Here is a 12,344-nt window from a genome sequence, read left to right on the forward strand (position 1 = left end):
CCCGGGACCCGCGTGCCACGCGACCCCCCGGGGCGCGGCTGTGCGGACCGTAACCGGTCAACTGCGGCGGGGGCGGGCGGGGGGCCCGGCCTGGCCGGCCCCCCGGCACTCCGCCCGTCGGCGCGCGAAGTCGACGAGTCAGCGCTTGGCGACGAAGACGTGCGACGCCACCTCTGAGTCCAGCTCCGCCGCCTCCCCGCTGCTGCCGACCAGCACCCCGCCGGCCGACTCCGTCACGCTGACCACGGAACCGGGCTGCACGCCCGCCCGCCGCAGCGTGTACATGAGCTGGGCGTCCGTCTGGATCGGCTCACCGATCCGGCGGACCACCACGGTCTTGCCCTCGGCGCCCGGGTCGAGATCCGAGAGGCTCACCATGCCCTCGTCGAGGAACGGATCGGCCTCGGCCTTCTCGCCCAGCTCCTCCAGACCGGGGATCGGATTCCCGTACGGGGACTCCGTCGGGTGGCGCAGCAGCTCCAGCACCCGCCGCTCCACGGCCTCGCTCATCACGTGTTCCCAGCGACAGGCCTCGGCGTGGACCTGCTCCCACTCCAGGCCGATCACGTCGACCAGCAGGCACTCCGCGAGCCGGTGCTTGCGCATCACCCGCGTCGCCAGCCGGCGCCCTTCGTCCGTCAGCTCCAGATGGCGGTCGCCCGCGACCTGAACCAGGCCGTCGCGCTCCATGCGGGCCACCGTCTGGCTGACCGTTGGACCGCTCTGGTCCAGCCGTTCCGCAATCCGGGCGCGCATGGGGACCACGCCTTCCTCTTCAAGTTCGAGGATGGTGCGGAGATACATCTCCGTTGTGTCGATCAGTCCGGACATTCGTGCCCCTCGATGCAATCGTGCGCTGGCCCTCACCCAATTCTGACGCATACCGCTGACAACCGTGCCTCGTCGGTCCGATGCGGCCCATCGGACCTGGCCGCGCGGGCCCCGTGCGGTATTGACATGTCACTGGTCCAGACCGCAACGTGATCGGCGGTACGGACGCCCCTGGTCACCTCCACCCCGCCGGAAAGGCCCTCCTCAGATGAGCGAAAGCAAGCTGGCCGGTCAGTTCTTCGACGCAGCGATCGGCCTGCTGGAGCGGGTGCGCGACGAGGAGTCCGGCAACATCGCGGCAGCCGGTGCGGCCATCGCGGACACCGTGGAGGCCGGGGGCCGGCTCTTCGCCTTCGGCGCCGGGCACTCCTCGCTCGCCGCCCAGGACGTCGTCTACCGCGCGGGCGGGTTCGCCCTGATGAACCTCATGGCCGTCCCCGGCGCCCTCGGGGTCGACGTCAGGCCGGCGACCCTGGGCTCCGCGCTGGAGCGGGTCGACGGCCTCGCGGGCGCGGTCCTCGACTCCAGCCCCGCGAAGCCGGGCGACGTACTGGTGATCATCTCGTTGTCCGGGCGCAACGCGCTGCCGGTGGAGATGGCGATGAACGCGCGTGCGCTGGGCCTGAAGGTCATCGGCGTCACCTCGGTCGCTTACGCGGACGGCACCCGGTCCAGGCACAGCTCGGGTGGCTTCCTGCGCGACCACTGCGACATCGTGCTGGACAGCAAGATCGCGATCGGTGACGCGGAGCTGAACGTGGACGGCATCGAGGCGCCGTTCGCGCCCGCCTCCACGGTGGTCACCAGCGCGGTGATGCAGGCGATGATGGCGGCGGCGGCGGAGCGGCTGGTTGAGCGTGGCGTGGAGCCGCCGTTGCTGCGGTCCGGGAACGTCGACGGCGGGCACGAGTGGAACGGGCGCGTGATGGCGCAGTACGCGGACCGGATCTTCTACCGGCACTGAACCGACCGCCCGGCGGCGGGTGAGCGGGGCCCGCGAGGTGAACGCAGCCCGCGAGGTGAGCGCCCACCCCGGTGGGCGGTTCCGTCCTCAAACGCCGGACGGGCTGGGATTGCCGGAGCCGTCCTCAAACGCCGGACGGGCTGGATTTGCCGGCCCTCAGGACCTCGTACAGGTCCACCGACGCCGCGACGCGGTCCGCGACGCTTTCCGCGTACACCGCGTCCGGGCGTTCGAAGGCGGCACGGTGGGCCGAGCGCAGGAACGTCACCACGCCCAGCGTCCGGCCCCGGCTCCGCAGCACCGCGCACAGGGCGTGCACCGAGTCGGCCGGCCACTGCCGCCCCGTCGCCCACTCCCCCGCCTCCCCGGCCCCCGCCGTGGCCCGTACCGAGCCGGTGCGGTCCACCGCCTGGAGGGCCGGGTGGCCGGGTGCGTACCGCAGCGGGATGCCGCCACCGGCCACCGGCAGGCACGGCCCCGGCGTGTCCGACGGTGTCGCGGCGGCGCGGACCAGCCGCTCCCCCGCCACCAGGTCGATCAGCGCGTGGTCCGCGAAGCCCGCGAGCGCGTAGTCGAGCGAGGTGGTCGCCGCCTCCATCGGGTCCTCGCACTCGGCCGCGGAGCGCGAGGCGCGGTGCAGCTGGTTCGACCGGAAGCGCGCCCGGTCCGCGTCCTGGGCGGCCAGCTTCGCCTCCGTGATGTCCTGGAACAGCCAGCCGACACCCAGCGGCACCGGCTCCTGCGCGAGCGGCGAGGCCAGCCGCACGAAGCCGCTGCGCCAGCAGCGCCGCCTGCTGCCCTCCGCCGTCCGCAGCGTCACCCACAGCTCGACCGGGGCGGGCGGGTCCCCGGCGGCCAGCACGTGCTGGAGCGCGCCCTCCAGGTCCTCGACGCCCTGCACGATCAGCTCGCCCAGCGGCCGCCCCAGCAGGGCCGTGCGGCCGCCGCCCAGCGCGCGGGCGGCGTGGGCGTTGACGACGGTCGGCCGCAGGTCCACATCGACGAGGACGACCCCCCACGACGCGTCCTCGAACAGCGCCTCGCTCAGCGCGATGGCCCGCTCCAGATCGATCTGCGTGTGGACCTCGCTGAACGCGCAGTACACCCCGGCCGGCTTCCCGTCCGCACCGCGCACCCCGGCCGACTGGGTCCGCACCAGCACCCGGCCGCCGTCCTTGCGCAGCAGCGCGAACTCGTGCACCTGCCGCCCCGGCGCGTCCATGACGGCCATCAGCCGCCCCTGGACCTCGTCCGCGTCCGCCCGCCGCACGGCCCATCCGGCGAACCCGGGCCTCCCGACGGCCTCCGCCGCGGACCAGCCGAGAATCCGCTCGGCCTCGCGGTTCCAGTGGGTGACGGTGCCGCCCGCGTCGAAGGCGCAGAGCGCGGCGTCCATTCCGTCGAGCAGGGCCGCCAGCAGCTCGGAGCCGGGAATCGCCGCAGGGCCGTCCGGCTGCGCCTCCGGGGGCTCGGGGGTCTCCGGCCGTCCCTCCGGGCCTTCCTCGGGCCCGAGAGCGTCGGTGGTTCCGCTGCTCCTGGAAGCACTCATCCCCGTACCCCCTGCAGGACGTGTCCGGCATTACTGCACGTCAGACCATTGAACTCGAACGTGACCCAGCACACAGCGACTTCACCGAAATCAATGACCCGGATAATTCGGTTGTGCGGCCCCAGGGGCGGTTCCTAGGCTGTGGGTACACATGAAGGGAGGTGCTCCGGAAGTGATTTCTTTTCGGACTCGTGAGGTGACTGCGGGCTGACGCCCGTCGTCGCACTCTTTGCAGTGCAAGGCCGGTCGCCGGCCAATCCCAAGCAGTCACCGACCCGCAGGCTCGCCGGTTAGTCCGGCCGGCCCCTCCGCAAGGAGGGACCAGAGCCTGCGGGTTTCTGCGTGTCCGGGGGCAGCGTCTACGGACACAGCCGCTCGACGCGCCACGCGGCCCCGTCCAGGGCCACCCCGTCCACGTCAGCTTCCTCGCGTACGTAGCGCAGCCGGTCGTGCAGCCGGTTCTCGTGGCCCTGCCAGAACTCGATCGTGGCCGGGACGACCCGGAAGCCGCCCCAGTGCGGGGGCGCCGGGATCCGTTCGCCCTCCGGGTAGCGGGCCGACAGCTCCTCGTAGCGCCGCACCAGCTCCTCGCGGGAGCCGATCACCGAGGACTGGTCGCTCGCCCAGGCGCCGAGCTGGGAGCCGTGCGGGCGGGTACGGAAGTAGGCGGCCGTCTCCTCGCGGCCGACGCGGGCCGCGCTGCCGGTGACGATGACCTGGCGGGCCAGCGGGTGCCAGGGGAAGAGCAGCGACACGCGCGGGTTGGCGGCCAGCTCGCGGCCCTTGCGGGACTCGTAGTTGGTGAAGAAGACGAATCCGCGCTCGTCGTACATCTTCAGCAGCACGGTCCGGGAGGACGGCACGCCGTCGGGCGTCGCCGTGGACACCACCATGGCGTTCGGCTCGTGCAGCATCCCGCCGGCGGCGATCTGCCGGAACCAGCGGGCGAACTGCTCCATGGGGTCCGCGGCCAGATCGTCCTCGGAGAAGCTCTCGGAACGGTACTGCTCGCGCATCGCGGCCGGATCGGTGGTGGAATCGAAGGAGGAATCTGCGGTGGACACACGCTCATCCTGCCGCAGCGGCCGAGTCTGCCCGGCGAGGAGGGTCGTCAACCGTTCCGGGAGGGAACGGGGAGCTGTGCCGGATGTCACGCTTCCCGGTCACGTCGGAACCCGCCAATATCGTGGGGCGGACCGTTCGCGGCCCGCCCGCAGCCGCCGATCCGAGGGAGCCGCCTGATGTCCGACTTCGTACCCGGACTCGAAGGAGTCGTCGCGTTCGAAACGGAGATCGCCGAACCCGACAAGGAAGGCGGTTCGCTCCGCTACCGAGGGGTCGACATCGAGGATCTCGTCGGCCACGTGTCGTTCGGCAACGTCTGGGGGCTGCTGGTCGACGGGGCGTTCAACCCCGGCCTGCCGCCTGCGGAGCCGTTCCCGATCCCGGTCCACTCCGGTGACATCCGGGTGGACGTGCAGTCCGCGCTGGCCATGCTCGCCCCCGTGTGGGGCCTGAAACCCCTCCTGGACATCGACGAGGAGACCGCGCGCAACAACCTTGCGCGGGCCGCCGTCATGGCGCTCTCGTACGTCGCCCAGTCGGCGCGCGGGCAGGGGGTGCCGATGGTCCCGCAGAGCGAGATCGACAAGGCCGGTTCCGTCGTCGAACGGTTCATGATCCGCTGGCGCGGCGAGCCCGACCCCCGCCATGTGAAGGCCGTGGACGCCTACTGGACGTCCGCCGCCGAGCACGGCATGAACGCCTCCACGTTCACCGCCCGCGTCATCGCCTCCACCGGCGCCGACGTGGCCGCCGCGCTGTCCGGCGCGGTGGGGGCCATGTCGGGTCCGCTGCACGGCGGCGCGCCGTCCCGTGTCCTCGGCATGATCGAGGAGATCGAGCGGACCGGGGACGCCACCGCGTACGTGAAGAAGGCCCTGGACAAGGGCGAACGCCTGATGGGCTTCGGGCACCGCGTCTACCGCGCGGAGGACCCCCGCGCCCGCGTGCTGCGGCGCACGGCGGAGGAGTTGGGCGCGCCGCGCTTCGAGGTGGCGCAGGCGCTGGAGAAGGCCGCGCTGGAGGAGCTGCACGCCCGGCGCCCGGACCGGGTGCTGGCGACGAACGTGGAGTTCTGGGCGGCCATCATGCTGGACTTCGCTGAGGTGCCGGCGCACATGTTCACGTCGATGTTCACGTGTGCCCGTACGGCGGGCTGGTCGGCGCACATCCTGGAGCAGAAGCGGACGGGCCGCCTGGTGCGCCCCTCGGCCACGTACACCGGCCCGGGGACGCGCAGCCCGCAGGAGATCCCGGGCTTCGGCCAGCTGGCGGACCTGGGGAACTGAGAAGCGGCCGGGGGCGGACCTGGGCGGTTCGGTGACGGCCGGGCCGCCCGTCGCCGCGCCGAGCCGTGCCGCACCCGTCGCATTCCTGTGGCATGCCTGTGTCATTCCCGACCCATGCTGAGATGCGTCTGCTGAACGCACCAGCTGTCGCACGGGGCAGCTCTCAACGCCAGTTAGGTCGAAATGACACACAAGGGACGCATCTTCTTCGCAGCCACTCTCGCCACCATGGGGCTCGGGCTCACCGCATGCAGTGACGGCGACGACTCGGCGTCGGCACAGGACTCGCCGTCGGCGTCCGCCCCGGCCTCGGCCGACCCGGCGGCGTCCGACTCGGCGGCTGCGGACCCGAGCAGCCCGTCCGCGGACCCCGGCGACGACGGTGCCGCCCCGGCCGGTGACGTCACCGCGCCGGGCACGAAGCTCAAGGTGGGCGCGAAGGCGGTGCTGCCGTTCAAGTACGGGACCGACAAGAAGGGCACCATCGCCGTGACCGTCACGGCGATCGAGAAGGGCGCGGAGGCCGACATGGCCGGATTCGGCGCGAAGGCGAAGGGCATGACGCCCTACTACATCCGTATGAAGGTGGAGAACGTCGGCGGCACCGACCTCTCGTACGCCTCGCTGAAACTGCGCGGCGAACTCGCCGACGGCGGCCCCACAGGCATCGTCCTGATCGGTGACCTCCCGGGCAAGTGCGATAACGACACGGCGCCGCGCGACTTCAAGACCAAGGGCGCTTCGTACGAGACCTGCTCGCTCAGCGCCACGAAGACCACGCCCATCGCGGCCGCCTCGTTCGACGAGGGCGACGCGTACAGCGACAGCCCGGTCCTCTGGACCAGCTGACCCGTTCCCACGTCCGCGTTCCCCCGTCCCCGTTCCCACGTCCGCGCGCCGGGCATCTCGTCCCCGACGACATGCCCGGCCGACGGCTGCCGCCCGCTCCGGGCGCCGGCACGCGGCGCGAACGGGCAGCTGTGCAGGGGTCAGAGGATTTCGATGTCCTTGACCCGCGGCGGGTTGTTCGGGAACGTGATGTCGGTCCACCGGTTGATGCGCACCGAGTCGCCGTTCGCGTCGTAGTAGATGAGGTCGTTGTTGCCCGTCGAGATGCGGTCGACCCACCAACTGCCGAAGCCGGTACGGCCCTTGTTGGCGTAGCAGTCCACGCTGGTACGGCCGTCCAGGTGGGACCAGACCTTCAGGAAGTTCTCCCCGCCTCGGCACTCGACGTGGTCGATGGCGAAGGCGTTGCTCGTGGGCATGACCATCGTGACCGCCGCGGTGGCGGCGATTGCCACGCCCAGGGAACGGGCGGCCCTCTTCGTCTTCGAAATCATAAGATCTCCTTTTCATCGGGCGTTCGACATTCGATACTCGGCACGTGAACGGGGGAGCCGCACCGGATCGGGCGAACGAATGCGCGTCGAAAACCCATTCGCCTGACCTGAATTGCCGCCGCTCCCGCCCCCCTTTCTCGCTTTACGAAGATCACCCAGGGCGGCTGCATATAGCAATCACCCACGACCCCCCGGTCCGGAAATGGACCCTTAAATGTCCAGATCGAGACGTGAGGGTGCTTTGCCGTCTTTCTAGGAGTTGGACCAGTTCCTGGTGGAGAGCACCAGGAGATATCCGTCCGGGTCCCGGACCGTCACGCCCCAGGCGTCCCAGTACGGATTGTGCGCGGGCACCCGCTCGCCGCCGTGCTGTTCGAGCCGCTCCACGAGGGAGTCCGGCACCGGTTCGCCGAGGTAGACGACCAGCAGGTCCTCCGGGGTGGGGCGCGGGTCCGTGGGGGCGTCAGGGTCGTGGACGAGTTCGAGGTGCCAGGCCGCGTCGGGCCACCCGACCATCAGCAGCGAGTGCAGGCCCGGTGTGCCGTCGGACTCGTGCCGGTAGAGGATGCCGAGCCCGAGCCCGGAGACCCAGAAGCGTTCCGCCGCCCGGAGGTCGCGGGAGGGGCGGGCGATACGTATGTGCGCCGTGGCGTTGACCGGCATGGGACAGCCTCCTGGGCCCTTTCGTGTCGGCCGCTCGACCCGGGTCGACTGTCAGAGGGCCCGACTAACGTGCTCTGCATGATGGATTGGATACGCCGCCCGCTCCCGCACCACGAGGAGACCAACGTCGTCTTCTTCCGGGGGATGTCGCTGGAAGCGCTCGTGCGAGGACTCCTCGGCGCGGACCGCATGCCGCTCGCGTACAGCACCGGCCCCGGCTGGGGAGCGGTGATGCACGACATGCTCAGCTGGGAGAGCGGGGAGTACGGCCTCGTCGATTACGGGACGTTGTGCCCTCCCGGCGCGGAGCTCGTCGTCATCGTGACGGAGCCCTGCATCGCCAAGGCGCACGGCCCCTCGTTCGCGTACTACCGCGACGGGGACCTGATCACCCACTTCAGCTTCGAGAGCCCGTCCCAGCCGGGGGGGCAAGGAGCCCGGCCTGCTGACGCCCGCCCTCACAGAGGCGAGGCTGACCGGCCCGCACGCGGAGCTCGACGGAGATGATGTCGAGGAGCGGATCATGGCGGCCGTCGCGGGCTTCTTCTCGCTGCCCGAACTCGACATGCCGTGAGGGATGCACGGACGTGAAGGAGCTTGCCGCGTCAGGCTATTCCGCCCGCCCGTTCCCGAAGTCGAAGTCCTCCACGAAGTAGCTGTCGTGCCGGATACGGAACTCCTTCAGCTCCTCCGGTCCGCGCCGCGACATCTCCGCGACCTGCTCGAAATACTCCTCGCGCGGGGATCCCGGGGAGAAGAGCATCAGCATGGACATGGGCGCGTCGGTCACGTTCTTGAAGGCGTGCAGACCGCCGACCGGCACGTACAGGAAGTCGCCCTCGCGGCCGGTGACCCACTTCTCGCCGTTGAAGAGCTCCAGTTCGCCGGAGAGAATGTAGAAGGACTCCGACATCGCCCGGTGGAAGTGCGTCTTCGCACCTGCCGAATTCGGCCCCAACACCCCTTTGTACAGACCGAATTCGCCGCCCGTCGATTCCTGCGTGGCGAGGTAGCTGGTCGATCCGCCCGGTGACGAGACCTCCGGCGGGGTGTCGGCCGGCCGGAAGGACGCGTTCACCTCGCCCTCGGTGCCGTGATAGCGGGGCTCCGGGTACCGCATGTTCTCGATGTACGACATCAGACACTCCCTCTTGGCAGGTTCACCGCAAGGATGTCCGCCCGCTCCGGGGTGCCGCATCGGGCCCGCGAACGATCCTCGCGGGCCCGGGGACCGAGGTCCGGCGGACTAGGGCCTCTCGTTTGGATCATGCCGGGCTCGCGGGGTCCGCCGCGCACTCCGGGCGGCGCCGTACGGCGGCAGAGGTCAGCCGACGCAGCTGATCGTCCCGGCCGGGAAGTTGTTCCCGGTCGAGGTGGCGGTGAAGCCGAAGCTGACGCTGTCGTCGGCGGCGATGGTCCGGTTGTGATCGACGTTCCTGACCGTGACCGTGCCGTCGGAGGCGGTGCTCAGCGCACCGTTCCAGACATTGCTCAGCGCTGCACCCACGCCTGGTTTCCACGTCGCCGCCCAGCCGCTGAGCGGAGCGGTGCCGTGGTTCATGACCTCCACGTTGCCCTGGAATCCGCCGTTCCAGGCGGAGGTCACGGTGTAGACCGCCATGCAGTCCCCGGTGTGCGGGTCCGTCGGAGTGGGCGTGGGGGTCGGAGTCGGCGTGCTGCCGGAGCCTCCCATCCCGGTCACTTCGCCGTTGCCACCGTCGAAGGCGATGTCGGAGCAGGAGAAGAAGTTCTCCTGGCTGTCCGAGCGCACCCACTGGATGAACAGCAGCGCGTTGCCCGAGCGGCCCGCAGGCAGTTGCAGGTCCCAGTTGTACGAGCCGCCTTCAGTGCCCGGAGAACCCGTCTGCGACGGGTTGGTGACCGTCTGGATCAGATCCAGGTCGTCCCAGCCCAGCGCGGTGGTGGGCGAGTAGCCCGGCTTGGACAGATACACCCTGAAGTCCCCGGGGTGGGCCGCCCAGTTGCTGTACCGGACCTGCATGGTCGAGCCGGAGGTGAGGTGCGTGCGCGGCCAGTCGTCCCGGGCGGCGTTGTAGCCGGTGAAGTTGTACGGAGAACGGTCACCGGCGCTGCACAGCGTGCCGTCCGGCACATAACCCTTGCCGCGTCCGCCCGCGTTCGAGTCGAGCACCGCGAACCAGTTGTACAGCGCCGAAGCGCCGCTCTCGGCGAGCGCGGCCCGGCACGCCGGGTTCGAGGGGTCCATCCCGCCCGTGCTGGTGTGGCCGTTCACGTAGCAGAGGTAGGTGCGCGAACCGGGCATCATCGCCACGCCGTGCGCTTCCGCTTTGCCCTGTCCGGCCAGGGCCAGGCCGAGACCGCCCAGCAGCGTCGCCAGCACGGCCACTAAGGAAACCAGTCGTCTTCTGCTTCCGATCATGCTTTGAACCATGATTCTCCTGTGCCTTCTTGTGAGGGGTTCATTGGACTCGCACACGGAGGGTCAAGGAGCACCCCACATTGCGTGGGAGCGCTCCCAAACGAGGTGTTGGGACGGGACTGTAGGAGCGCTCCCACCCTCTGGCAACCCCGTCGGATGGACGTTTTCCGGCCTCTTTCGAAGTGCCGAAGCGTCCCCCCGACGGGGCCACCGGACCGGTTCAGCCCGCCAGTTGGCCGAGGGCCAGCGTGTGCGCCCGGCCGAGGGAGTCGGCGGCGGCGCAAGGGACGTCCGGCCGCACACCGACGCCCTCCCAGTTCGTGCCGGACACGGGGTTGATGGCGCGGCCGAAGGGGACGGTGGCTTCGAGGTGCGGGTGCACGGTCCAGCCCTGGCACGGGTGCGCACCGCCCCGGGTGCTCTCGCCGACGACCACGGCGCGGCCGAGCTGCTGGAGGTCGTACGCCAGCTCCTCGGCGGCGGAGAAGGTGCTGTCGCTCGTCAGCACGTACAGCGGCTTCGTACCGCCGAAGCGCGCGCCGGGGACGTGCGGCTGGCTCCAGGACTGCTCGGTACGCTCGCCGCCGCGCCAGTACATGGTGTTGAGGTGGGTGCGCTCGTCCAGCAGGTACCCGCAGACGAAGGCGACCGTGTCCGGGTCGCCGCCCCGGTTGCCCCGCAGGTCCACGATCAGGGCCTCCGCGCGGGAGACCAGGGTGAGGGCGGCACTCAGCGGCTCCGCCGCCCACTCCAGCGGGAACAGCATCGGCGCCAGCTCCACCACGGCGACCCCACCATCGAGCAGCTCCACCCGGGGCGCGCCGCCCAGCGAGGAGTCGAAGTCTCGGCGCATCGCGTCCAGGGTGGCCGCCCCCTCCTTCGGGGGCACCGGCTCCGCATGGTGCTTCAGCCTCAGGTGCCGGTCGCTGTTGACGGACTGGAGGTCCGCGGTGACCAGACGGGACAGCTCCTCCGCGTCCTCGACGTCGTACGCGCCCTCGGCCAGGCGTCGTTGGAGCAGATCCGCTATCTGTTCGGCCGCCTCGGGGAAGACGTATCGCTCGGTCAGGAGCCGGACCGTCTCGTCGATCACGGGGGCGGGCTGAAGCTTCGTCGGTGTCGTCATGGGAGGGAGTACAGCACCCCACTTGCGAAAGCGTCAAAGGTTTTAGACACTTTCGGTATGCGAGATCAGCCTTCCCACTCACCGCCCCCCGAGGACGTCCTGGAGATCGGCGCGCCCGAGCAGTTCGCCGCCCTCGCACACCCGTTGCGGCAACGGCTGCTCTTCGCCCTGGGCCACCGGCCCGCCACCGTCAGCCGGCTCGCGGCGCAGCTCGACGCGAAGAAGGGCAACGTCGCCCACCACCTCAAGGTGCTCCGCGAAGCCGGGCTGATCCACATCGCGGAGACCCGCCAGGTCCGCGGCGGCACCGAGCAGTACTACCAGCGCACGGCCCGCCACATGGTCGTCGCCGAACCGCAGGCGGCCGGCACCGCCGCGATGCTCGCCGCGGTCGCCCAGGAGCTGGACCGCTCCCCCGTCGAACCCCACCTGACCCTGCGCCACTTGCGCCTCAGCCCCGCGAAGGCGAGGCAACTCGGGGAGGCCCTCACCGGACTGGTCGACGAAGCCGAGGAGGACGGCGAGGGGGACGGAGACGGGGCGGAAGGCGGGGAGGAAGGCGGGGAGGAACAGCCCGTGCACGGTGCGCTGGTGGTGCTCTACCAGCAGGCTCCGTCGACCGGCACCACCACACCCGGCTAGGAGCGTGGGCCGGAAAACGGTACTCGTGGCAGCTTCGGGCGTCCCTGGCGTTACCACCTCAGGCGCGTCATCGCAGCGCGTCGGCCTGCGCGCGGGCGCGTTCGATGTCGGGGACGTGGCGCTCGGCCCATTCCCGGACGGCGCGGAGCGGCATCAGGAGTGACCGGCCGAGGTCAGTGAGGGCGTACTCGACATGCGAGGGGTTCGCGGGGATTTCCGTACGGGAGACCAGACCGTCGTACTCCATCGCGCGAAGCGTCTCGATGAGCGCCTTCGGCGTAATCCCCCTTACATGCGACTTGAGTTGAGTGAATCGCATCGGACCGGCGTCCAGCGCGTTGACGACGAACACCGTCCAGCGCGCCCCGATCCGGTTCAGGACGGTGCGACTGGGGCAGGTCGCGGCCATGACGTTGTAGGCCTTGCTCATGCGTGCCTCCCGGTAGCGTTGTGTATACCGGTATAAAATCTATA

14 protein-coding genes are annotated in these 12,344 nt (G+C 70.4%); 5 read left to right on the forward strand and 9 right to left on the reverse strand.

Annotated features, from left to right (window positions below):
- Positions 1 to 138: 138 nt before the first annotated feature.
- Entirely contained in the window at positions 139 to 831 is a 693-nt protein-coding gene (locus tag ACZ601_RS25290) for a metal-dependent transcriptional regulator (RefSeq protein WP_440579375.1), read from the reverse strand.
- A gap of 208 nt (positions 832 to 1,039) precedes the next feature.
- Here ACZ601_RS25290 and ACZ601_RS25295 point away from each other — a divergent pair, with 208 nt between their 5' ends.
- Positions 1,040 to 1,795: an SIS domain-containing protein gene (locus ACZ601_RS25295; protein ID WP_469541809.1), complete on the forward strand. Its 756-nt coding sequence runs from the start codon at positions 1,040 to 1,042 to the stop codon at positions 1,793 to 1,795.
- A gap of 124 nt (positions 1,796 to 1,919) precedes the next feature.
- On the opposite strand, the gene ACZ601_RS25300 is transcribed toward ACZ601_RS25295, so the two are convergent.
- Positions 1,920 to 3,344 (reverse strand): PAS domain-containing protein, encoded by a 1,425-nt coding sequence (locus ACZ601_RS25300; protein ID WP_469541811.1) that lies wholly within the window; start codon positions 3,342 to 3,344, stop codon positions 1,920 to 1,922.
- Between the two features lie 359 nt (positions 3,345 to 3,703).
- Complete coding sequence (gene pdxH / locus ACZ601_RS25305; protein WP_469542219.1) at positions 3,704 to 4,360, reverse strand: pyridoxamine 5'-phosphate oxidase; 657 nt, start codon at positions 4,358 to 4,360, stop codon at positions 3,704 to 3,706.
- A 225-nt stretch (positions 4,361 to 4,585) separates the two neighbouring features.
- Between pdxH and ACZ601_RS25310 the strand changes: the two genes are divergently transcribed.
- Positions 4,586 to 5,695, forward strand: coding sequence for a citrate synthase 2 (locus tag ACZ601_RS25310; protein WP_469541814.1), 1,110 nt, complete (start codon positions 4,586 to 4,588; stop codon positions 5,693 to 5,695).
- A 183-nt stretch (positions 5,696 to 5,878) separates the two neighbouring features.
- The gene (locus ACZ601_RS25315; protein ID WP_440578994.1) at positions 5,879 to 6,544 is read left to right on the forward strand and encodes a hypothetical protein; all 666 of its coding nucleotides are present in this window, start codon (positions 5,879 to 5,881) and stop codon (positions 6,542 to 6,544) included.
- A 140-nt stretch (positions 6,545 to 6,684) separates the two neighbouring features.
- Here ACZ601_RS25315 and ACZ601_RS25320 read toward each other — a convergent pair whose 3' ends face one another.
- Complete coding sequence (locus ACZ601_RS25320) at positions 6,685 to 7,038, reverse strand: beta/gamma crystallin domain-containing protein (protein WP_328695986.1); 354 nt, start codon at positions 7,036 to 7,038, stop codon at positions 6,685 to 6,687.
- 252 nt (positions 7,039 to 7,290) lie between these two features.
- A complete protein-coding gene (locus ACZ601_RS25325) occupies positions 7,291 to 7,701 on the reverse strand; it encodes a VOC family protein (protein ID WP_469541817.1) in 411 nt (136 codons plus the stop codon).
- A gap of 78 nt (positions 7,702 to 7,779) precedes the next feature.
- Between ACZ601_RS25325 and ACZ601_RS25330 the strand changes: the two genes are divergently transcribed.
- Complete coding sequence (locus tag ACZ601_RS25330) at positions 7,780 to 8,208, forward strand: hypothetical protein (RefSeq protein WP_469541820.1); 429 nt, start codon at positions 7,780 to 7,782, stop codon at positions 8,206 to 8,208.
- Between the two features lie 103 nt (positions 8,209 to 8,311).
- On the opposite strand, the gene ACZ601_RS25335 is transcribed toward ACZ601_RS25330, so the two are convergent.
- The 3 genes from ACZ601_RS25335 to ACZ601_RS25345 form a co-directional block, all read right to left on the reverse strand.
- Positions 8,312 to 8,839 carry a cupin domain-containing protein gene (locus ACZ601_RS25335; protein ID WP_469541822.1) on the reverse strand — a complete coding sequence of 176 codons (528 nt, stop codon included), beginning with the start codon at positions 8,837 to 8,839 and terminating at the stop codon, positions 8,312 to 8,314.
- 186 nt (positions 8,840 to 9,025) lie between these two features.
- Complete coding sequence (locus ACZ601_RS25340; RefSeq protein WP_469541825.1) at positions 9,026 to 10,102, reverse strand: lytic polysaccharide monooxygenase auxiliary activity family 9 protein; 1,077 nt, start codon at positions 10,100 to 10,102, stop codon at positions 9,026 to 9,028.
- A 220-nt stretch (positions 10,103 to 10,322) separates the two neighbouring features.
- Positions 10,323 to 11,228, reverse strand: coding sequence for a S41 family peptidase (locus ACZ601_RS25345; protein ID WP_469541827.1), 906 nt, complete (start codon positions 11,226 to 11,228; stop codon positions 10,323 to 10,325).
- A 57-nt stretch (positions 11,229 to 11,285) separates the two neighbouring features.
- On the opposite strand from ACZ601_RS25345, the gene ACZ601_RS25350 reads away from it, so the two are divergent.
- Positions 11,286 to 11,870, forward strand: a complete 585-nt coding sequence (locus ACZ601_RS25350; RefSeq protein ID WP_469541828.1) for an ArsR/SmtB family transcription factor — start codon at positions 11,286 to 11,288, stop codon at positions 11,868 to 11,870.
- A 67-nt stretch (positions 11,871 to 11,937) separates the two neighbouring features.
- Here the strand turns inward: ACZ601_RS25350 and ACZ601_RS25355 are convergent, their stop codons facing one another.
- A complete protein-coding gene (locus tag ACZ601_RS25355) occupies positions 11,938 to 12,300 on the reverse strand; it encodes a winged helix-turn-helix transcriptional regulator (protein ID WP_469541831.1) in 363 nt (120 codons plus the stop codon).
- Positions 12,301 to 12,344 lie beyond the last annotated feature (44 nt).

It is taken from the genome of Streptomyces sp. NPDC104307, assembly GCF_055584045.1.